Origin of the sequence: Phycisphaera sp., from assembly GCA_025916675.1 — a bacterium.
Lineage (GTDB): Bacteria > Planctomycetota > Phycisphaerae > Phycisphaerales > UBA1924 > JAHCJI01.
Window position 1 is genome coordinate 2,045,225 of record CP098402.1, and the last position, 19,363, is coordinate 2,064,587.

22 protein-coding genes, 1 tRNA gene and 1 pseudogene are annotated in these 19,363 nt (G+C 65.0%); 7 read left to right on the forward strand and 17 right to left on the reverse strand.

Going from position 1 to position 19,363, the window contains the following annotated elements; genetic code table 11:
• Positions 1–15: 15 nt before the first annotated feature.
• The 13 genes from rplX to rpsJ form a co-directional block, all read right to left on the reverse strand.
• Positions 16–375, reverse strand: coding sequence for a 50S ribosomal protein L24 (gene rplX / locus NCW75_08795; protein ID UYV11400.1), 360 nt, complete (start codon positions 373–375; stop codon positions 16–18).
• The gene (gene rplN / locus NCW75_08800; GenBank protein UYV11401.1) at positions 375–761 is read right to left on the reverse strand and encodes a 50S ribosomal protein L14; all 387 of its coding nucleotides are present in this window, start codon (positions 759–761) and stop codon (positions 375–377) included. Before rplN ends, rplX begins: the two co-directional genes overlap by 1 nt.
• A 99-nt stretch (positions 762–860) precedes the next feature.
• Positions 861–1,157: a 30S ribosomal protein S17 gene (gene rpsQ, locus NCW75_08805; protein UYV11402.1), complete on the reverse strand. Its 297-nt coding sequence runs from the start codon at positions 1,155–1,157 to the stop codon at positions 861–863.
• Positions 1,158–1,216: 59 nt separating this feature from the next.
• Positions 1,217–1,420 (reverse strand): 50S ribosomal protein L29, encoded by a 204-nt coding sequence (gene rpmC / locus NCW75_08810; protein ID UYV11403.1) that lies wholly within the window; start codon positions 1,418–1,420, stop codon positions 1,217–1,219.
• 71 nt (positions 1,421–1,491) lie between these two features.
• A complete protein-coding gene (gene rplP, locus NCW75_08815; GenBank protein UYV11404.1) occupies positions 1,492–1,920 on the reverse strand; it encodes a 50S ribosomal protein L16 in 429 nt (142 codons plus the stop codon).
• 60 nt (positions 1,921–1,980) lie between these two features.
• Positions 1,981–2,688, reverse strand: coding sequence for a 30S ribosomal protein S3 (rpsC, locus tag NCW75_08820; protein UYV11405.1), 708 nt, complete (start codon positions 2,686–2,688; stop codon positions 1,981–1,983).
• Positions 2,688–3,023, reverse strand: coding sequence for a 50S ribosomal protein L22 (rplV, locus tag NCW75_08825; GenBank protein UYV14187.1), 336 nt, complete (start codon positions 3,021–3,023; stop codon positions 2,688–2,690). The genes rpsC and rplV overlap by 1 nt, the downstream gene beginning before the upstream one ends.
• A 293-nt stretch (positions 3,024–3,316) precedes the next feature.
• The gene (gene rpsS, locus NCW75_08830; GenBank protein UYV11406.1) at positions 3,317–3,601 is read right to left on the reverse strand and encodes a 30S ribosomal protein S19; all 285 of its coding nucleotides are present in this window, start codon (positions 3,599–3,601) and stop codon (positions 3,317–3,319) included.
• 45 nt (positions 3,602–3,646) lie between these two features.
• A complete protein-coding gene (gene rplB, locus NCW75_08835) occupies positions 3,647–4,507 on the reverse strand; it encodes a 50S ribosomal protein L2 (protein ID UYV11407.1) in 861 nt (286 codons plus the stop codon).
• A gap of 87 nt (positions 4,508–4,594) precedes the next feature.
• Positions 4,595–4,873, reverse strand: coding sequence for a 50S ribosomal protein L23 (gene rplW / locus NCW75_08840; protein ID UYV11408.1), 279 nt, complete (start codon positions 4,871–4,873; stop codon positions 4,595–4,597).
• Positions 4,873–5,571: a 50S ribosomal protein L4 gene (gene rplD / locus NCW75_08845; protein UYV11409.1), complete on the reverse strand. Its 699-nt coding sequence runs from the start codon at positions 5,569–5,571 to the stop codon at positions 4,873–4,875. Before rplD ends, rplW begins: the two co-directional genes overlap by 1 nt.
• A 281-nt stretch (positions 5,572–5,852) precedes the next feature.
• Positions 5,853–6,551: a 50S ribosomal protein L3 gene (gene rplC, locus NCW75_08850; GenBank protein ID UYV11410.1), complete on the reverse strand. Its 699-nt coding sequence runs from the start codon at positions 6,549–6,551 to the stop codon at positions 5,853–5,855.
• Between the two features lie 104 nt (positions 6,552–6,655).
• Positions 6,656–6,964: a 30S ribosomal protein S10 gene (gene rpsJ / locus NCW75_08855; GenBank protein UYV11411.1), complete on the reverse strand. Its 309-nt coding sequence runs from the start codon at positions 6,962–6,964 to the stop codon at positions 6,656–6,658.
• Between the two features lie 241 nt (positions 6,965–7,205).
• On the opposite strand from rpsJ, the gene NCW75_08860 reads away from it, so the two are divergent.
• The 3 genes from NCW75_08860 to NCW75_08870 all read left to right on the forward strand — a co-directional run bounded on the left by NCW75_08860 (position 7,206) and on the right by NCW75_08870 (position 10,680).
• Positions 7,206–8,675, forward strand: coding sequence for a hypothetical protein (locus tag NCW75_08860; GenBank protein ID UYV11412.1), 1,470 nt, complete (start codon positions 7,206–7,208; stop codon positions 8,673–8,675).
• Between the two features lie 48 nt (positions 8,676–8,723).
• On the forward strand, positions 8,724–9,764 hold the full coding sequence (gene ruvB / locus NCW75_08865; protein ID UYV11413.1) for a Holliday junction branch migration DNA helicase RuvB: 1,041 nt from the start codon (positions 8,724–8,726) through the stop codon (positions 9,762–9,764).
• Positions 9,765–9,924: 160 nt separating this feature from the next.
• Complete coding sequence (locus tag NCW75_08870; protein ID UYV11414.1) at positions 9,925–10,680, forward strand: hypothetical protein; 756 nt, start codon at positions 9,925–9,927, stop codon at positions 10,678–10,680.
• On the opposite strand, the gene idi is transcribed toward NCW75_08870, so the two are convergent.
• The 4 genes from idi to NCW75_08890 all read right to left on the reverse strand — a co-directional run bounded on the left by idi (position 10,643) and on the right by NCW75_08890 (position 15,934).
• Complete coding sequence (idi, locus tag NCW75_08875; GenBank protein ID UYV11415.1) at positions 10,643–12,331, reverse strand: isopentenyl-diphosphate Delta-isomerase; 1,689 nt, start codon at positions 12,329–12,331, stop codon at positions 10,643–10,645. The genes NCW75_08870 and idi overlap by 38 nt on opposite strands.
• Positions 12,328–12,996 carry a hypothetical protein gene (locus NCW75_08880; protein ID UYV11416.1) on the reverse strand — a complete coding sequence of 223 codons (669 nt, stop codon included), beginning with the start codon at positions 12,994–12,996 and terminating at the stop codon, positions 12,328–12,330. The genes idi and NCW75_08880 overlap by 4 nt, the downstream gene beginning before the upstream one ends.
• A gap of 119 nt (positions 12,997–13,115) precedes the next feature.
• Positions 13,116–14,723: a phytoene desaturase family protein gene (crtI, locus tag NCW75_08885; protein UYV11417.1), complete on the reverse strand. Its 1,608-nt coding sequence runs from the start codon at positions 14,721–14,723 to the stop codon at positions 13,116–13,118.
• 17 nt (positions 14,724–14,740) lie between these two features.
• Entirely contained in the window at positions 14,741–15,934 is a 1,194-nt protein-coding gene (locus tag NCW75_08890; protein ID UYV11418.1) for an aldehyde dehydrogenase family protein, read from the reverse strand.
• Between the two features lie 240 nt (positions 15,935–16,174).
• Here NCW75_08890 and crtI (NCW75_08895) point away from each other — a divergent pair.
• From crtI (NCW75_08895) to NCW75_08910, 4 genes and pseudogenes are all read left to right on the forward strand, one after another.
• Positions 16,175–17,719, forward strand: a pseudogene (gene crtI / locus NCW75_08895) (phytoene desaturase family protein).
• Positions 17,716–18,660: a squalene/phytoene synthase family protein gene (locus NCW75_08900; protein UYV11419.1), complete on the forward strand. Its 945-nt coding sequence runs from the start codon at positions 17,716–17,718 to the stop codon at positions 18,658–18,660. The pseudogene crtI (NCW75_08895) and the gene NCW75_08900 overlap by 4 nt, the downstream one beginning before the upstream one ends.
• A gap of 134 nt (positions 18,661–18,794) precedes the next feature.
• A tRNA-Gly gene (locus NCW75_08905) sits at positions 18,795–18,866 on the forward strand.
• A 114-nt stretch (positions 18,867–18,980) separates the two neighbouring features.
• Positions 18,981–19,208, forward strand: coding sequence for a hypothetical protein (locus NCW75_08910; GenBank protein ID UYV11420.1), 228 nt, complete (start codon positions 18,981–18,983; stop codon positions 19,206–19,208).
• Positions 19,209–19,363 lie beyond the last annotated feature (155 nt).

Sequence of the window (19,363 nt, forward strand, 5' to 3'; positions counted from 1 at the left end):
GCACCCATCTGGATCTCAGAGGGTGTCCTTGCTCGCCGACTCTCCGCCCTTGCGCCGGGCCTCGACGGCCAGGACCTTGCCGCCCCGCACCGCGATGCGTTGCTTCTTGCCGTCGTCGCCCACGGTGAACCGCACGCGGGTGGGCTTGCCGTCGGCCACGGGGCTGACGTTGGACATGTGGAACGGGGCTTCCTTGGTCACGCGGCCGCCCTGGGGGTTGACGCGCGTGGGCTTGACGTTGCGAGTCCGCAGGTTCAGGCCCTTGATGTAGACCCGATCCTTGGCGACATCGATACGCATCACCTCGCCCGTGCGGCCCTTGTGGTCGCCGGCGGTCACCATCACGTTATCACCCTTGCGAATATGCGCGGCCATCACACCACCTCCGGAGCGAGCGAAACGATCTTCATGTAGTTCTTCTCGCGAAGCTCGCGGGCAACAGGGCCAAAGATGCGCGTGCCGCGGGGGTTGCCGTCGGCGTTCAGCAGCACCACGGCGTTGCTGTCAAACTTCACGTACGAGCCATCGGCGCGGCGCGTGTTCCGGGCGGTCCGCACAACCACGGCCTTGGACATGTCCCCCGGCTTGATGTCGGCACCGGGCAGGGCCTTCTTGACCGAGATCAGCACGCGGTCGCCCACGCCGGCCCAGGGGCGGGTGTTGTTACCGCTCGCGCTGGTCTTGCCGTAGACGCGGATGACGTAGGCGATCTTCGCCCCCGAGTTGTCCGCGACTTCGCATCGTGATTCTTGCTGAAGCATGGCTTGCTACTTCCTACGTGCCCTGTGACGAACGGGCGTGCGAGACTTCTTCTTGACGGTCGGGCGTTCGAGGCCAGACCCTGACCGATCGGTTCGGGCTCAGTCGCCCTGGTGCTTCTCGAGGACCCGCGACAGCGTCCATGACTTGGTCTTGCTCATGGGCTTGCACGGCACCACCTCGACGCGGTCGCCCACCTGGGCCTGGTTGCCCTCGTCGTGGGCGTGGAGCACCGTGCGGCGGCGGACGTACTTGCCGTACTTGGGGTGCTTGGCCACGTAGCTCACGACGACCTTGATGGTCTTGTCGCGGTCGGCCGTGGCCACCTCGCCCGTGCGGGCGCCCTTGGCCTTCTGACCGGTGGTGCTCTGTGTCGTGGTGGCGGTGTTGTCGCTCATACGCTTTCGTTCTCTTCTGTGACGGTGTGTCCGTACCGGACTCTGGAATCCCGTGGCGTTCAGCCGGCCTGCCTGGCGATCTGCCTGGACGACCGCTCGGTCATCAGGCGGGCGATGTCCTTGCGGGTCTTGGAGAACTCGCTGTTGTCCTCGACCTTCTCGGTGGAGGCCTGCACGCGCAACTGGAACAGGTGCTTGCGCAGGCGGACGAGTTCCGCCTGGATCTCGTTGTTGTCGAGCTTGCGAACTTCTTCGCCGGTCATATCGCCTTCTCCAACACCCACCCACTGGCGGGCCACTGTTCGTTCCGTGGTGCTTTCTTTGAAAGCCCCTTTTAACCCACCGTTGTCCGGCGCTTAACGAATCGGCAGCGGATGGGCATCTTCATGGCCATGCGCTTCATCGCCTCGCGAGCCATCTCTTCGGGCACGCCGGCCAGCTCGTAGATCATGGTGCCCGGGCGAACCCGCGCCGCCCAGTAATCCACGTCGGCCTTGCCCTTACCCATGCGCTGCTCGAGGGGCTTCTTGCTCACCGGCTTGTCGGGAAACACGCGGATGAACAGCTTGCCCTGACGCTTGAGATAGTGCGTCGACGCGATGCGCCCCGCCTCGATCTGGTTGCTCTTGAGCCAGCAGCCTTCCAGAGCCTGCAGCCCAAAGTCGCCGAAGGCCACGTAGTTGCCCTTGGTCGCCTTGCGATCGCGAACGCGGCGGAACTCCTTGCGGAACTTCACTCGCTTTGGGATCTTATACGGTGGCATCGTTCAAACCCTTCCTGACGGCCTTCCCAACGGAGGGAAGCGCCGGATTCCTGATCTCGCTTACCTGCGTCCCCGGCTGGCGACGCGTGCGCCGGCGGCCTTCGAGGTCGTCTCTTCGTCCTGGGCCTCGTACTCGCCCTTGTAGATCCACACCTTCACGCCCAGGCGACCCGCGGTCGTGCGGGCCTCCTCGAAGCCGTAGTCGATGTTGGCCTGCAGCGTCGACAGGGGCAATGCGCCCAGGCGGACGTCCAGGCGGCGGCTCATCTCGGCACCACCCAGGCGGCCCGAGATCTGGATCTTCACGCCCTTGGCGCCGTTCTGCATCACGCCCTCGGCACGCATCTTCACGACGCGGCGGAAGCTGGAGCGACGACTGAGCTGCTCGGCCACGTTAGCGGCCACCAACTGGGCGCTCATGTCGGGGTTCTTGATCTCGAGGATCTTGATCGACACCTTGCGGCCGGTCATGAGCATCAGCTCTTCGGTCATGCGCTCGACCTCGGCACCCTTGGGGCCGATGACCACGCCCGGGCGGGCCGTGCGGATGAGCACGACCAGCTCCTCGCGGGTGCGCTCGATCTCGACGCTGGCCACCGCCGCGTGGGGGCGGCCCGGGTTGCGGTTCAGGCGCTTGTCGAGGTACTCGCGGATCTTCTGATCCTCAACGAGCAATTCGCCGTAGATGGCCTTGGGGGCGTACCACCGGCTGCGGTGGGCTTCGGTGACTCCCAATCGGAAGCCGAAGGGGTGGATCTTTTGTCCCATTACGCTCGCTCCTGGACACCCACGGTGATGTGGCTGGTCTGCTTGATGATCGGATGGGCCCGGCCACGATCCTTGGGGCGGAACCGCTTGATGTGCGGGCCCTCGTCCACGCGGCTCTCGACCACGAACAACTCGGTGACGTCCGCGTCGGCCAGCTCGGCGTCGGCGATGGCCGCGTTGAGGGCCTTGGACATGTTGTCCGAGGCACGCTTCTGGCTGAAGTTCAGCAGGTTGAGCGCCTCGTCCACGGTCTTGCCGCGGATGAGGTCGGCCACCAGCCGCGCCTTCTGCGTGCTGCCTCGGTGGAACCGCACCTCGCTGACGAACCGGGCAATGTCGCGCGGCTCGGCATTCACCACCCGGGCCAGGGCCTGGATGTGGGCGGCCTTGCACGTGGGCCTCGGACGCCCCGCCAGCCAGTTGCGCACCGCGCTCTCGGCTTTGTCACCGGGCAGGCCAAGCGGACGGACGGCCTCGGCCAGGTCCTCGACCTTGGCGCCGGCCTCGTCGGCAAACTTCTTGAGTTGGTCGCTACGCAGTCTCACCGATAGATCTCCGAAGTCGTCCGTTCCCGAATCCCTGTCACTGACAAAACGAGTCTGATTCCTGCTTCTGGCTCAGGCTGGGCTTACTTGCCCGACTTGATGCCTTCCTTCTTGTTCGTGTGACCCCGGAAGGTCCGCGTCATCGAGAACTCGCCGAGCTTGTGGCCCACCATGTCCTCGGTCACGAACACCTCCAAGAATGCACGGCCGTTATGCACCTGGAACGTGTGGCCCACGAACTCGGGCACGATCGTGCACCGGCGGGCCCAGGTCTTGATGGGCTCGCGCTCGCCCGACTCCTGCTGCTTCATCACCTTCGTGTACAGCTTCTCGTCGACGTACGGACCCTTCTTGAGGCTACGACCCATGCTTCACGCTCCTGCTCGTGCTTGCGACACCGCGAATCACTCGAATCATTTGGCCAGCTGCCCGTACCGCTTGCTGCGGCGGCGACGGATGATCAGCTGGGTGCTGTACTGCTTCTTGTTGCGGGTGCCGCCGCCCTTGGCGTCCACACCGCTGGGGCTCACCGGCGTGCGGTTGCCCTTACTGCGTCCCTCACCACCACCCAGCGGGTGGGCGTGGTGGCTCTTGGCCACACCGCGGGTGATCGGCCGGCGGCCGAGGTGGCGCGTCAGGCCGGCCTTGCCCAGGCGGCGACGCTGGTGGTCGCTGTTGCCCACGGCCCCCACCACGGCGCGGCAGTCCAGGCTCACGCGGCGGGTCTCGCCCGAGGGCAGGACCAGCGTGGCGTACTTGCCCTCGCGGTTGGTCAGGCGGGCGTACGACCCTGCCGAGCGGCAGATCTGGGCACCCTTACCCACGGCCAGCTCGATGCAATGGACTTCCATGCCCGAGGGGATGAACCGCAGCGGCATGCAGTTGCCCACGTTGGGCTCGATGGCCGAATCGCTCGAGGTCAGGACGGTCATGCCCGTCTTCAGGCCTTTGGGGCAGATGACGTAGCGTTTGACGCCGTCGGTGTATTCGACCAAGGCGATGTGGCTCGAGCGGTTGGGATCGTACTCGATGCCGATGACCTTGCCCTCGATGCCGTCGCGGTCTTTGCGGCGGAAGTCGATCTGGCGGTACATGCGCTTCGCGCCGCCGCCACGACCCCGCACCGTGATCACGCCCGTGTGGTTGCGGCCGCCCTTCTTGTTCAAGGGGCTCAGCAGGGCCTTCTCGGGGCGCTTCTTGTCGACCTCGACGTGGAGGTTGACCGAGGCGTTGCGACGCCCGGGCGAGGTTGGTTTGTAGACGCGGATGGCCATTGATGAATCTCCGAAGCTCTGCGACTCAAATCCCGTGAAGAAACTCGCTCGAAACTATCTTGCTTACCCGAATCAATCTCGCCCGAATCAGAACAGGTCGATGGTCTGGCCCTCGGCCAGGCGCACGATGGCCTTCTTGGTCGGTGGGGCCTGGACGTAGCCGTACTTCAGCCGACGCTCGCGGCTCTTGCGCAGCTGTGTGGTGACCGCCAGCACGCTGACGCCGTAGAGCGTCTCGACGGCGTGCTTGATGGACGTCTTGTCGGCCCGGCGGTCGACCAGGAAGGTGTAGCGGTTGTCGTCGGCCATGGTCGCCGTGCTGCGCTCGGTGACGATGGGCTTCTTGATGACGGTGCTCGGGTGCATCAGGCGGCCTCCCCGTCGGTAGTTGCGGCCTGGCGGCCACGCGGTTCGGTCTTGGCGTCCTTGCCGGTCTGCGTGTGCGGGCCGGCCAGGAAGGCCTCCAGTTCGGCCTTCTCGATGATGACAAAGCGGTTGTTGAGCAGGTTCCAGGCCGTGAGCTGATCGCTTCGGCACAAGCTGATGTCGTCGATGTTGCGGGCGCTCAGCCGGGCGTCAACGGCACCCTCGGGGAGGGCCAGCAGCACCGTGCGGTTGATGCCAAGGGCGCTCAGCAGGCTGTTCATGCCCTTGGTCGAGGGCTTGTCGAACTTGACGCTGTCGACAATCTTGACCTCGTTGTCGATGAGCTTGGCCAGCAGGGCGTTGAGGTTCGCCTTGCGACGCATCTTCTTGGGCATCGACATGTGGTAGTCGACGCGGGTGCGACGCTTCTCGTGGGCATGGCCGCCCTTGCGGAACTGGGGGGCCTTATTGTTGCCGTGGCGGGCGCGGCCGGTGCCCTTCTGCTTGTAGATCTTGCGGGTTGAGCCGTGGATCTCGCCGCGGCCCTTGGTCCGGGCGCTGCCCTGGCGCAGATTGGCGTGGTAGCAGACGTAGGCCTGCTTGATCAGTTGCGGGTTCAGCGACCCGCCGAGAATGGCCTCGTCGATCGACATCGAGCCGACCGAATCGCCCTTCATGTTGTAGACCGGCACATCCATCGTGCTCGCTCCTGACGCCTGTGCGACCTTGTCGGGTCGCCTGCCGCACCGGACCGCCCCTATCGGGCTCAGACCCTCTCGGATCTGTTCCCCACCAGGCGACGCGCCTGGCGGGAGCGGACTCGGATCAGACTCGGCTGTCTGTTCCTGGGATCCCGCCGAAGAAGCAGGGACCCCAAACCTGTTTGTCCTGACCCGGTGGTTTCGCCTGAGCGACCCTCCGGGCCGCCCCACCGCCGAACTGTTCGACGAGAGGGCGTCCTACATACTGCGTTACCCGGTCAGCCAGCGGCCTTCTGGGCGGCGGCCTTGGTGGGCCGCAAACGGATCGAGGGGCGGATGTGAACCACGCCGCCGTTGGCCCCGGGCACGGGGCCCTTGACCAGCAGGAGGTTACGCTCCGGCTCGACCCGAACAACATCGAGATTGCGAACGGTGACGCGCACGTTGCCCATCTGGCCGTTCATCTTCTTGCCCTTCTTGATCCGACCGGCCTTACCCGCGTTGTTCGCGTGACCGCCGATCGAACCGGGCGAACGGTGCTTGCGCTCCACGCCGTGGGTGGCGCGCAGGCCCTTGAAGTTGTGCCGCTTCATGGTACCGGCGAAGCCCTTGCCCTTGCTGGTGCCTGCGACGTCAACGTACTTGACGTTCTGGAAATGCTCGACCGAGAGGGTCTGGCCCAGCTCGAACTCGCCCGCCTCGGCCTCGTCCATGCGATACTCGACGTGGACGGCTTTGGGGCCCGTGCCCGCCTTGGCGTCGTGGCCCATGATCTGGAAGGTGGAGCGGCGCGGGCGGGCGTCCTCGCCGCCGATCTGGACGGCCGAGTAGCCGTCACGCTCGGGCGAGCGGACCTGGGTGACCACCGCCGGAGCGACCTCGATCGCCGTCACGGGGATCGATACGCCGTCCTGGTAGACGCGGGTCATGCCGATCTTGCGACCGATGAGTCCCAGTTTGTCGTTTCCGCCTGCCATGCTCTGTTCCACCTTGCTTCGTGGCTCTCGGGGGTTGCCCGGGCCAGAGGAAGCGAATCGTTCCTGTTGTGCTGACGCCGTCTATCTAGCGAGTAGAGGGGCGGTCAGGCCTTGATCTTTACGAACACGCCCGCGGGCACCACCAGCCGGTTCAACGCCTCGACGGTGCGGGCGTTGGGCTCGTGGATATCGATGATCCGCTTGTGCGTGCGGATCTCGAACTGCTCGCGGCTCTTCTTGTCGATGAACGGTCCACGGAGGACCGTGTACCGCTCGATCCGCGTCGGCAGAGGGACCGGACCGGCCACTCGGGCGTTGGTCCGCTTGGCGTGGTCCACGATCTCTCGAGCCGAAGCATCGAGGGCGATGTGGTCATACGCTTCCATCCGAATTCGAATGCGACCACCTTGCATGGGCCCGCCAACCTCCTGACCTGCCAAGTTCTGCGTCAACCGCCCGGTGAGCCCGGCCGGTACTGACCCACGCCCTGGGGGCCGCAGCCCCCGCCACAAGCGCGGAGAGAAGGATAGATCGATCCGAACCCCCGTCAACCGCCGGACGCAAGGAATGTGAAGATCGGGACAACCGGGCCGCCGACCTATCCTGTCTTACGGCTCGCACATTGACCCACAAGATCGACCCACGGAGGGGTACATGAAGCCCACGAAAACTCCCGCGATTGTTCCCTTTGCCGCCGCCGCACTGTCCCTCGGGGCGGTGCTGGGGGCTGCCGATGCCGCTCGGGCCCAGGGCAGCGGTGCCTCGAGCGTGGTCATGGCCGAGGAGCCGCTGGTCCTCGCTCCGGTGGGCCTGGAAGTCCAGATCCCCGAAGAATCGAACGGCTTCCGGGCCGATCGTGGGGATGTCCCGACCTTAGAGATCAGCCCGATGCTCGGGCACTGGTTCATGATGATCCAGGCGCCCCAGCAGCAAGCCATCGACGTGCAGACCCAGGTGGGCGGCAAGCTGCCCGTTGATCACCTGACCGACCGGATCCTCGAAAACCTGCTCGGCAGCTACCGCGACGATCGGGCCGGGACCGAGGCCATCGAGAGCCGAGCCCGCGTATTGCTGCGTGAGACCGGCCTGGTCGTGGCCGGACGGCCGGCATCGCGGTTCTACGTGGCGTATCCCGAGGATGATCGCGAACGCATCCGCATGTACACGCTGGTGGACGCCGGTGCGGGACAGATGGTGAGATTCGACCTGTTTTGTGAGCCCGAGGACGAGCGGGAAGCCCGCTTGGCGTACCTCTCGGTGCTGGCCAGCGCCCAGTTTTCTGGAAACACCAAGGTCGCCGCTGCCCGGGCTTTTGCCATCGAAACCACCGAGGCGATGCTCGAGACGCTGACGGCGACCGATTATGAGCGGGCCCTCGCCCAGGCGAACGACCGGTGGGATCGGCTGAGCGAGCCGGCGGGCACGGGGCTGACGATGGACGACACCGAGCGCGGGTACCGGTGGATCCGAGCGTGGAAGGGCCAGCGGGGCGAGATCGACCCCGAACGCAGCCAGGAAAGCTGGAGCGAGGAGGACCACGCCGAGGGCTACCTCGTGCGCCTGGATGGCCGCATGATCCAGCGATGGCGACGCGACCAGTGGACGCTGATCGACACCAGGATCATCTGCTTCATGACACCGGATCGCCTGCACGAAGCGTGGACGGCCTCGACGACCTTCCGCCAGGGCGACCAGCCGCCAGTGGTCAATACCGAGTTCGGCGTGCGAGACGGGAAGGTGATGAACATCGCCCGGAGGGGCAGCACGTCCAACACGCTCAAGCCGGCCGTACCGCCGCGCGGATACCTCAACCAGGTGGAGTTCTACCTGCTGCCGCAGTTGCTGATCGGCCGAGGAGCTGAGGCGGCGTACGGCGTGTACGCCTACGCGGGCGGCGACACCAACGTGCGGTACCGCCAATTCGAACTCGAGGCCAAGCAGGGGCGGGCGTCCTGGCAACTGAGCACGGAATTGGGCGATGAGGCCAAATCAATCTCGCTCTTCGACGCCAAGGGCGATTTCCTGGGCAGCGAGCGGGGAGACGATTCGCGATGGACGCACACGACGAGAGCCGATCTGCTCGACCTGTGGCGGCGAAAGGGCCTGCCCACCAGCGCCAGGTGAGCGCAGCCTTCCGAACGAACCTATAACTTCTACGGAAGGAACCGCCCCATGGCCCTGGATCGGGTGATCGCCCCCACCGCTACCGACACCGCCGAAGAGCACGCCGGCTGGGCCTTACGCCCGCAGCGGCTGGCCGAGTACGTGGGCCAGCGCGACACGCTCGAGCGGCTGGCCATCGCGGTGCAGGCCGCCCGGGGGCGCGGCGAGGCCCTGGATCACGTCCTGCTGCACGGGCCGCCGGGCCTGGGGAAGACGACGCTGGCCCACGTCATCGCCGCCGAGATGGGCACGAAGGTGCACGTCACCAGCGGGCCGGCGCTCTCACGTGGGACCGACCTGGTCGCGGCGCTCACGCGGCTCGAAGCGGGTGACGTGCTGTTCATCGACGAGATCCACCGCACGCCGGCGGCGGTCGAGGAGTTCGTCTACCCCGCCATGGAAGACTTCCGCGTGGACGTGACGCTCGACGCGGGGCTGAACGCTCGAACCGTGCAGATCAAGTGCAAGCCGTTCACGCTCATTGGGGCCACGACGCGGGCGGGCCTGCTCAGCGCGCCGCTGCGCAGCCGCTTCGGGCTCATCCACCACCTTCGGTTCTACGAGGTTGCCGAGCTGGCCTCGATCGTGGAACGCAGCGCCGGGCTGCTGGAACTCGCGATCGAGGCACCGGCCATCGACGCCATCGCTAAACGCAGCCGGGGCACGCCGCGTATCGCCAACCGTTTGCTGCGGCGCGTTCGAGACTTCTCGTCGGTGCGTTCGGACGGCCGCGCGACGGCGGGCACGGTGGACGAGGCGCTCGCCCTCGAGGGGGTTGACTCATTCGGCCTCGACGAGCTCGATCGGACCTACCTGCGGACCATCGGCACGACCTACGGCGGCGGGCCCGTCGGCCTCGAAGCCCTCGCGGCAACCATGAACGAGGACTCGGGCACGCTCGAGGATATGGTCGAGCCCTTCCTCCTGAAATTAGGTTTCGTGGCCAGGCACCGGCGTGGACGCGAGCTCACCGAAGCGGGCGCGGACCATGTCGGGGTAACCACCGCCCCGCGGCCGGGCCGCGACGACATCGCGCTCTTCGACGACTGAATGGGCCATCGTGGGTGGACTGGCTGCGGACTAGTAGGTGGTCCGGCGGGGATCATCGCCCGATCGCACAGTTGCTCTTTGATACATTGTGATTGCCCCGAGGACACGAATGCTACGAAGGCCCCGTAGGACAACGGCACGATTCCTATTCTGCGCTGCCTTGATCGGCACTTCGCTCACGATCCACGCGTGCCGCAACCGAGCGATCGCGTACTACGAGATCCAAACAGGCTCCCCGATCAGACTCACCACTCGTGACAGCGGGCTGAGGGTTGGCGAGTTGGACGAGTCTGGATCGCTGCACGCGGGCCAGCTCTTGGTCGATCGTGCGCGGACGGACCGCTTTCTCAGGTTCACGTCGGGATCCGATGAACCAGAGACGGTGCTCCGATCGATCACGCCCGCGGCGGACGGCTCGCTGACCATCGTGCTGGCCACCGGTTCCACCTCCGCGGCGTCCGGTCGCTCCGTGCTCGTCCTGGACGAGACCGGCGATCTGCTAATCGATTCGAACCTGGCCAACAACATCGAGAGCACCTTCGAGCCCAGAGCACTCTTCCTGCCAGCCATGCTCAGCGCTGGAGAAGAGTTTGTCCGCCCGATCCGGGTGCAATCTGAGGGCAATCTGTTCAGCTCGGGATCGGGCGAGGGCACTTCGACCATCAGGGGCATCGGAATTCAGCTCGTCGAGGTGCCCGCGGGGCTCTACGAGGCGTTCGTGGTCGAGTCAGAACTCTCGTTCGCCATCGGGCCCGCGCGCATCGTGCTCACCCAGCGAGCCTGGTTCGCGATCAATCGCAATGGTGTCGGGGTCGTGGCCGAGGAGGGCCGCGAACTCGTCAGGGTGTTCGGCATCCCGGCGCACAACGAGAAGCGTGTCAGCGTGCTGGCCCAAGAGATGATTGAAGACGAGTGAGCGAGTCGCCGCCCTCGAACACTCGTGCCAACGCGAGCGGGAGCCAGGGCGTATACAGGCCTGGCTGACGTTCGAGCGACTCACGCAGTTCAGATAGCTCGATCCAGCGCCAGTCTTCGGCCTCATCCTCGTTAAGAGCAGGCTCCCCCGAAAAATGCCCAACAAACACGTGATCGAGTTCGTGCTCGGTCAGGCCGCTAGCCTCATCGTGTGCCTTGTACACGAACCAGCCCTGCGGCTCGAGCGGGATGTTGATGCCCATCTCCTCGTACAGCCGCCGGCGTGCTCCATCGACGGGCGCTTCCCCGGGCCTTGGATGGCTGCAACAGGTATTGGTCCACAGCCCGCCGAAGTGATACTTCCCCGACGCTCGCTTCTGCAGCAGGACCCTGCCCTGGTCATCGAAGACAAAAACGGAAAACGCGCGATGGAGCCTGCCCCCGTCGAGATGGGCGGCCTGCTTGTCCATCGTTCCTAGTTCGCGATCGTCGGCGTCGACGAGGACGACTTGCTCTTCAACAGGTTGCGACAACGTGCGCCCCTTCCAAGTCCGTCCAGACGCCCGGTGCAGCACATAAGAATGCCACTGGATCAACGTAAGCATCCAGACCGAGATCGGATGCAACATCGCAAGGCCTGGTGCGTGATCGAATCGACGAGTAAGCACGAGCCGCTGCGCTACCTGCAGCACGATGGCTCCAGCAGCAAGCGTGACCGCCAAAGCCGATCCACCCGTGATGAGGATCAATGGCAAGGCAACCCACGGCACGACGTGGATCATCACGTGCAGCGTTGTCAAGAATGTGAGCAGCCCGAGTGAGCCGAGGCCCTCGAACGCGTTCTTCGCAAACCCGTGCCAGGTCTGGGCGAAACCCGCGTACATCCGAACGTGGCACAATTGGGTGCCATCGAACAGATCAGTCCCATATCCCGCCTTGCGACACAGGCGGGGGAGCTTGACCCCGTCGTGCATGGAATCTTTGATCGCCGCATGCCCGCCGGAGGCCTCGTACGCGGCTCGTTCGATCATCAGGAACTGGCCACAAGCGGCGCTGGCCGACGGCGAGCGCGTGCGGCGCATCCGTGAGAAGGGCAGATACCCGATCAGCAGGAAGAACATCATCGGGACGACCAACGCCTCGCCCAGCGTGCCGGTGATCTGGCGGGGGAACGTGGACACCAGCGACGATTGCGACGTTCGGGCGAACGCGAGAGCCCTGCCGATCGCGTCGGGCTCGAGCCGCACGTCCGCATCGATGAACAGCATCCACTCGCCCCGGGCAACCTGCGACAAGCGGTGGCAGGCGTGCTGCTTGCCCACCCATCCCGGCGGCAGCGTCTGCGACTCTACAACGTTCAGGCGATCGTAACGCTCGACAAGCCGGGCCAGGATCTCGCCGGTGCCGTCCGTCGAGTCGTCGTCGTAGACAAGCACCTCGAGCGCCCCGTGGTGCGATGCGAGCACGGACTCGACGACCGCCTCGACGTTATGCGCCTCGTTCCGGCACGGAATGCAGACGCTGACGAGCGCTTCATCCGAGCCATCCGCTGCCGGTGGCGGGCCGAACGCCCGCAGGTTGCGCAGGGTCAGCGCGAACGTGAACAGCGAGACCAGAACGCACAAGGCCAGGTACCACACGAGCACGGTCATGGGTGCGCCCCGCGTTGCTTTGGCGTAACGTGCGATCGCCGGCCCCGTAGCCGTTGCCACAGGTCATAGGCCGGGTTCACGTCCGATCCGCTCCTCGCCAGGATGGGCACGAACGGTTCGGCGCTGCGAGCGATCGCGAGTTCCGCCAGACGATCGGCACCGCCCTGCATGCCGTCGCGAATGGCTCGCGTCCAGCCCGCGGTGGTTGGCCGTGCGGGCTGGGAACACGCCCGAGCCAACAGCAAGAGCTCGGGGCGCTTGTCCTCCCAAAACACGAGTTCCGAGAGGATCGCCAGCACGCGGACATCGTCCATGCCCGACGCGACGGCGCCCGCGCCGGGGCGTACGACGATGGGCGTCCGGACATCGGCGAACCCGCCCTGGGGCGTCATGAAGAGCGCGGTGCGAGGGTCTTGCTCGTAGCACTCGCGCACGTACTGCACCATGGCCTGGGAGGCCTCTGGGTGCTCGGTATCGATCCCGAACATGCCGAGCTTTCGCATGAACCGGAATCGATCGAACATCGCCATCTCGATGGGCGCGATCGCCGGGCGGTCGGGCATGTAGATGTGCTTGATGGCGACGCCGATGATCGGATCCCACCAGCTGGGGTGGTTGAACGCGACCACCAGCGGGCCATGATGCGCGGCGGCATCGCGCAGCACTCGTTCGCTCTCTTGCTGTAGATGGACACTTGCGAATCGCTTGCGCAACATTCGGCACGCGTAGCTCCCGAAGAATCGCACGAAGCGCGGCGACGCACGAGCTGGGGCGATGGGAGCGGTCATGCCATGGCCGGCGTCGGTGCCGCGACCTCTTCGGGTGTGGGCCCGTGGCTCGTGCCCTCGATGTCGGTCGCGGGCAAACCAAGAAACTCGGCTGCTGACTTCGCCGCCGTCACGCCGCTCATCAGCACCATGGGGACACCCGGCCCGGGGTTGGTGCTGCCGCCGGCCAGGAACAAGCCCGGGATCTTCGACGAATTGCGGGGCTTGAACCCGCCCGCGAGCCGGCCGTGCGAGGCCAGGCCGTAGATCGCCCCACCCTCGGCGTTGTACATCCGTTCGATGCCGGTCGGAGTGAGCGAGCGTTCGACGACGATGTGCTCCTGGATGTCCTCCATCTGGAAGCGGGCCAGTTTGTCCATGACCACGGGCCGGTAGTGCTCGAGCATCCCGCCCGGCTCGTTCCACTCGTGGCCCGGACGCAGATAGGGAGTGTGGATGAGGATGTAGAGCGCTTCGCCCCCGGGCGGGGCCTGGTCGGGGTCGGTCCGCGATGGCGCGGCGATGTACAGCGTCGGGTCGCGGGCCGGCACGCCCCGCGTGTAGATATCGTCAAACTCCTCGTGGGAGTCCTTGCTGAAGAGGAAGTTGTGGTGTGCGAGGTGCTCGTACTGGCGGTCGAGGCCAAGGTACAGCACGACGCCGCTGCACGCGGGCGTGTGCGTGCGAGCGATCTGGTGTTGCACATTCCGGGCTTGGTCGGTCTTGATGAGGTCGCGATAGGTCCGCTGCACGTCGCAGTTCGAGACCACGGCGTCGGCCGCGATGGTCCTTCCGTCGGCCAGCCGGATGCCGGTGGCTCGCCCACCCTCGGTGAGGATCTCCTCGACGGACACCCCGACAAGAACCTCGACACCAAGATCCGTCGCAAGCCGTTCGAGTGTTTGCGCAACCTTGCGCGTGCCGCCCATGGCGTACCAGCAGCCCTGATCCACCTGGGCCGAGGCGATCATCGTGAGGATGGCCGGTGCCAGGAACGGGCTCGACCCGACATATTGCAAGAAGTGCTCGGCGATCTGCCTCGCGTGCGGCTCGCGCAGGTGCTTCTGGATCGTGGCGGCCACCGTCGAGTGCAGCCGCATCGCCAGGGCGTCGCCCATGACCTGCTTGTCCATCGCGGGCGACTGTCGCATCACGTCACGGATGCCGCCGACGTCCTTGTAGAAGAACACGTTGCGGCTGAGCCGGTTCATCCGGCGGCTGTACTCGATCAGCTTCCGCCAACCGGCTCCGGCACCAGTTCCGGGGACCTTGGCCTCGAGCTCGCGCGCCATGGCATCAACGCTCTCGCATAAATCAATGCTGATCCCGTCCTCGAAGAAGCAACGCCACTGCGGGTCGAGGCGGACGAGGTCGATCAGGTCGGGCACCCGCCGCTCCGCGCGCCGGATGATGCCGCAGAGGACCTCGGGCAGGGTCAGGATCGTGGGCCCCATGTCGAAGGTATAGCCCTTCTCGGTGAGCACGTTCATCTTGCCGCCGAGGTGGTCGTTGGCTTCGACGAGGGTGACCTGCGTACCCCGCCCACGGAGCTCGACCGCTGCCGCAAGGCCCGCGAGCCCGCCACCAACAACGACCACATGTTTTGGACTACTCCCGCCTTCCATGGGCACGCTCCTGCGACTCACCTGCTATACCGCCAACGCACGAATCGCTCGATGTTCCGCTGCACCCGCTGGCTCGGCTCCTCGGTGGGGAGTCGTAGCTTCCGGCTCGTCTTAGAGACGAACTGGGGCCTTGTCATTGCCAGCAACCCTAGCTCTCCCCTGGAGACCCCCCAGCCGCTGGGCCCCCGGCCCGCCAGGCTGGCACCGGGGTGGGCCGTCGGGACCATGCAATCGTTGATCGTGATAAATCCCGAGCCGATCTCCCGGGCGATTGTCTGCGCTTCGGCCGGTGAATTGGTAAAGATCGACGTTGCCAGGGCCTTGTTCGAGAGCCCGGCAAGCGAGAGCGTCTCGGAACGGCTCCCCGATCGCAGCACCGCGATCGCGGGCCCAAAATGGTCGCTCGAAGCAACATCGGCATCGGCCGGACAATCCAGGATCGCCGTCGGTGCGAATCCAGTGCTTGAATCCAGGTCGCTGGAAACGACCCCGGCCCCCATCGCTCGCCCCTGCTCGACGAGCGATCTGCAATGCTGGGCTTCGGAGCCACGAACAAGCCGGCACCGGGCCTGCTGTTCGAACTTCTTTGTGAATGCGTCGATGAACTGTTTGTACGCCCCATCCTCGACGATCACCCGCCTCGGTGCCATGCAGCTCTGTCCCGAGTTGAGCGCCAACGCGAAGTAGATCGAGTCGGCGGCAAGCCCGGCGTCTGCATCGCCGAGCACGATCGCCGAATCCGAGCCCGAGAGCTCCAGCGTGCTTGGCGTCAGCGAGCCGGCCAGCGCTCCGGCGATGTCGCGCCCGATGGCCGTCGACCCGGTAAAGACAACGTGGTCGAACGTGCCCCGCTCCAGCATTTCCCGTCCCGCTTCGCGGGTGGCGTCGGTCCAGTCGAGCCGCGACGCGTCGAGCCCCGCATCCCGAGCGAGTTCGAGCAGCGCGAGCTGGCAGCGAGGGGATCGCTCGCTGGGCTTGACGGTCACGTTGTTTCCCGCGGCGATCGCCTGCACAAGCTGGATGCCCAGGAGCTGATACGGATAATTCCAGGTTGCGATGATCGCGACATGACCGAGCGGTGCCCTTCGGACGGTCACGCGTTGTCCGAAACGCCAGACCCCACCGTGGCCGATACGCTTGGTTCTCAAGATGCGCTTTGTCCGCCTCTCATGCCACACGCAGGCGTCCAGCAGCGGTACGATGTCCGACATGAGGACTTCGAAGCCTGGACGGTCGAGTTCTTCCGTACACTCCCGAACGAGTCTTGGTACTTCCCCGACAATGGATCGCCTCCATCGCCGAATCCAGGCGATGTCATATCGTGACGGCGTCTTCTCGAAGCTGTCGTGGTTCACGAGCGGGCAGATTCTAGTGGCCGAGACTTAAAGAATCGCTCTCGAAGAGAGCAGCGTACGATTGAGCGCTAGGGACCTTAAACGATGAAAACACCAAAGATCGCCGTCATTGGTGCCGGCCCCGGCGGTCTGGCCACAGCCGTCCTGCTCGCGGGGCAGGGCCTGGATGTCACGATCTACGAGTCCCAGCCCGACATTGGCGGACGCACCGGACGCGTCACGACAGGCGACTTCGCGTTCGACCTCGGCCCAACTTTCTTCTTGATGCCGTACGTCTTGCAGGAGATTTTCACTGCCGTCGGCAAAGATTTAAACGACTACGTTGACCTGCGGCGTCTCGATCCGATGTACCGGCTCTTGATCGGGCAGCAGGATGGCCCAGACATCACGATCGACGCCACGCAGGACACCGGGCGCATGGCGGCCCAACTTGGCGTCCTCCATCCGGACGACGGCCTGGCCTTCGAGTCGTTTGTTGTTCACAACCGCCGAAAGCTGAACGCCGCCGAGCCGATCCTCCGCCGCCCAATCCGCTCGTTCCGGGACCTCATCCGGGCCGACGCCGCCCGGGTCTTGCCGGTCTTGAAGCCAACCGAGACCGTCGATTCGCTGAGTTCGAAGTACTTCAAGCACCCCGCATCCAAGATCGCCGTCGGCTTCCAGAGCAAGTACCTGGGCATGAGCCCGTACGACTGCCCCAGCCTGTTCACCATCCTGCCCTTCATCGAGTACGAGTACGGCGTCTGGCACCCCATCGGTGGGTGCCACGCGCTCATGAAAGCCCTGGCGCAGGTTTTCACGGAACTCGGCGGCACCATCCGCACCAACACGCCCGTCGACGGCGTTCGCGTCGAGCGCGGCCGCGTCACCGGCCTCGACTTGGGTGATCGCGTCGTGCACTACGACCATGCGGTGATCAACGCTGACGCGACATGGGCTCTCAAGAACCTCTTCCCCGAGTCGATCCGCGGCAAGACGACCGATGCCTCGCTCGACCGCAAGAAGTACTCGTGTTCGACATACATGATGTACCTGGGCGTCGAGGGCAGCGTCGACCTTCCACACCACACCATCCGCACGGCACCGGACTACAGGGGCAACCTGGAAGACATCGGCCGCCGCGAAGGGACCGGCGGGTCACTGACCCAAGACCCGAGTTTCTACGTATGCAACCCCAGCGTCACCGATCCGACGCTCGCACCGGCTGGCCATAGCTCGCTCTATATACTTATGCCAACACCAAACACGCGAGCCGCGATTGATTGGAAGGCCGAGGCTCCTGTCTGCCGTGGTCGGCTCCTCGAACGCATGCGTACGCTGCTCGGCGTCGATCTCACCGATCGAATCCACGAAGAACGCACCCTGACACCCGATGATTGGGCGAGCCACAACATCAACTTCGGCGCCACGTTCAATCTCTCCCACTCTCTCGACCAGATGCTCCACAAGCGACCGCAGCATCGCGTCCCGTTCGCCGATGGAGCCTGGCTCGTCGGCGGCGGCACCCATCCGGGCTCGGGCCTGCCCGTGATCTTCCTCTCGGCCCAGATTACCTCGAATCTCGTGCTCAAGGATCTCGGTGTCCGGTCCCAGCCTGGACGGCGGGCCACCGAACGAGCGTTGGCGGAGACTGCGGTATGAAACCCATCAACGAACTCCTTGGACAAACAAGCCGGACGTTCGCCCTGTCGATCCCGTTCCTGCCGGCGGAGTTGCAGCGATCGGTTACCGTGGCGTATCTGCTCTTCCGAATCGCCGACACCGTCGAGGATGAGTTCCGGGGATCAACCCAGGAGCGTGCCTTGGCACTCGGAGCAATCGCCGATCGCTTCGCGGCATCGAGCGATGTCTTGTCCGAGACAATCGGCGACCTGCTCAGCGACCAGCCCCCCATCCAGGACAGCGGCTACGCCACCCTTCTGAGCAACACCCGTGTGGTGCTTGACGAGTATGGTCGTCTCGACGCTGCCCACCAGAAGATCATCGCCGAACACCTGTCGAGAACGGCCCGAGGCATGGCCCGATTCCTCGACCGTGATCTGTCGGAAGCGGGGGTTGATGATCTCCGAGGGTACTGCTACATCGTGGCGGGCATCGTCGGAGAGATGTGCTCGGCACTGTTCGTCGCTTACCAGCCAGAACTCGCAGCCGTACGCGCACCGCTGAAGAACAGTTCCGCGGCGTTCGGCGAGGGCCTGCAACTCGTCAACATCATCCGAGATGCTGACGACGATCTCCACGCCGGCCGGTGCTATCTACCGAAGTGCGTCGATCGCAACGAGCTCATTGCCCTGGCCCGCGAAGACCTGGAGACCGCCGCGGCGTACGTCGAAACTCTCGAACGCGCCTCCGCACACCCTGGCATCGTGGCATTCAACACCTTCAACGCGGCCCTGGCCCACCAAACGCTGCGTGCCGTCGAACAGGATGGGGTCGGTGCCAAAGTTTCGAGAGAGCGCGTCATAGAGTTGAATGAGGCAATCCAGAATCGCGTCCGGACTGGGACCCCGCTCGCCTCCCTCGCGGTGGCCGAGCCGATCGCCAATGCGGCCCATGTGAGGGCAACACCGGGTCCCAGTTGACCAGTAAGGCGCGACGCTGGCCTAGAGACTCGCTAGAATCAAACGCAGAGACAACCGGAGCGGCATGCTTTAGCCTCTTCCTGCCAGTCGACAAGCGGTGCAAATAATTGCGCCACAACGACTTGCGGCGTTTCGCGGGTGTAGTTCAGTGGTAGAACGTCAGCTTCCCAAGCTGAATGTCGACGGTTCGATCCCGTTCACCCGCTTTTAGTCAACCTATGGGAAAATTGTCCCGGAAATGGGCTGAAACCCATGGTTACCTCCCCCTAATAACATGACCGGCAGGGTCCGGGTTCGGGCCGCCGCTGGAGGTTATCGGCATGGAAACGATCATCGAGCAGATCATCGATAACGGCGGGGTGTTCTGGATCGTCGGCGGCACGATCGCGATTGTGGCCATCGTCTTCAGCATCCTGGGCAGCACCGTCAAGTCGGTCGCCCGCGAGAAGACCCGCCGCGAGATCGCGGCCTACATCGCAGAGGGCTCGATGACCCCCGAGCAGGGCGAGAAGCTGATGCGGGCCGCTCCAAAAGACGAGGACGACTGAGCGAGGCGGCTTCGAGCCGGCTGCTTCAGAACCAGCGATCGAGCCGGGTTTGCCCGGCCGTGTTGCGTTGGGCGGCCATGGTGTCCGTGGCCCGATAGGGTTGTTACCGTCGGACGCACCTGGCGGTGGGATCCGCCGTATAGCTCTTCGTGAGT

Excerpts from the sequence above, each read along its gene's own strand:
- rplX (UYV11400.1), bottom strand. The coding sequence starts at position 375 with ATGGCCGCGCATATTCGCAAGGGTGATAACGTGATGGTGACCGCCGGC.
- rplN (UYV11401.1), bottom strand. The coding sequence starts at position 761 with ATGCTTCAGCAAGAATCACGATGCGAAGTCGCGGACAACTCGGGGGCG.
- rpsQ (UYV11402.1), bottom strand. The coding sequence starts at position 1,157 with ATGAGCGACAACACCGCCACCACGACACAGAGCACCACCGGTCAGAAG.
- rpmC (UYV11403.1), bottom strand. The coding sequence starts at position 1,420 with ATGACCGGCGAAGAAGTTCGCAAGCTCGACAACAACGAGATCCAGGCG.
- rplP (UYV11404.1), bottom strand. The coding sequence starts at position 1,920 with ATGCCACCGTATAAGATCCCAAAGCGAGTGAAGTTCCGCAAGGAGTTC.
- rpsC (UYV11405.1), bottom strand. The coding sequence starts at position 2,688 with ATGGGACAAAAGATCCACCCCTTCGGCTTCCGATTGGGAGTCACCGAA.
- rpsS (UYV11406.1), bottom strand. The coding sequence starts at position 3,601 with ATGGGTCGTAGCCTCAAGAAGGGTCCGTACGTCGACGAGAAGCTGTAC.
- rplB (UYV11407.1), bottom strand. The coding sequence starts at position 4,507 with ATGGCCATCCGCGTCTACAAACCAACCTCGCCCGGGCGTCGCAACGCC.
- rplW (UYV11408.1), bottom strand. The coding sequence starts at position 4,873 with ATGCACCCGAGCACCGTCATCAAGAAGCCCATCGTCACCGAGCGCAGC.
- rplD (UYV11409.1), bottom strand. The coding sequence starts at position 5,571 with ATGGATGTGCCGGTCTACAACATGAAGGGCGATTCGGTCGGCTCGATG.
- rplC (UYV11410.1), bottom strand. The coding sequence starts at position 6,551 with ATGGCAGGCGGAAACGACAAACTGGGACTCATCGGTCGCAAGATCGGC.
- rpsJ (UYV11411.1), bottom strand. The coding sequence starts at position 6,964 with ATGCAAGGTGGTCGCATTCGAATTCGGATGGAAGCGTATGACCACATC.
- NCW75_08860 (UYV11412.1), top strand. The coding sequence starts at position 7,206 with ATGAAGCCCACGAAAACTCCCGCGATTGTTCCCTTTGCCGCCGCCGCA.
- ruvB (UYV11413.1), top strand. The coding sequence starts at position 8,724 with ATGGCCCTGGATCGGGTGATCGCCCCCACCGCTACCGACACCGCCGAA.
- idi (UYV11415.1), bottom strand. The coding sequence starts at position 12,331 with ATGACCGTGCTCGTGTGGTACCTGGCCTTGTGCGTTCTGGTCTCGCTG.
- crtI (UYV11417.1), bottom strand. The coding sequence starts at position 14,723 with ATGGAAGGCGGGAGTAGTCCAAAACATGTGGTCGTTGTTGGTGGCGGG.
- NCW75_08890 (UYV11418.1), bottom strand. The coding sequence starts at position 15,934 with ATGTCGGACATCGTACCGCTGCTGGACGCCTGCGTGTGGCATGAGAGG.
- NCW75_08900 (UYV11419.1), top strand. The coding sequence starts at position 17,716 with ATGAAACCCATCAACGAACTCCTTGGACAAACAAGCCGGACGTTCGCC.
- NCW75_08910 (UYV11420.1), top strand. The coding sequence starts at position 18,981 with ATGGAAACGATCATCGAGCAGATCATCGATAACGGCGGGGTGTTCTGG.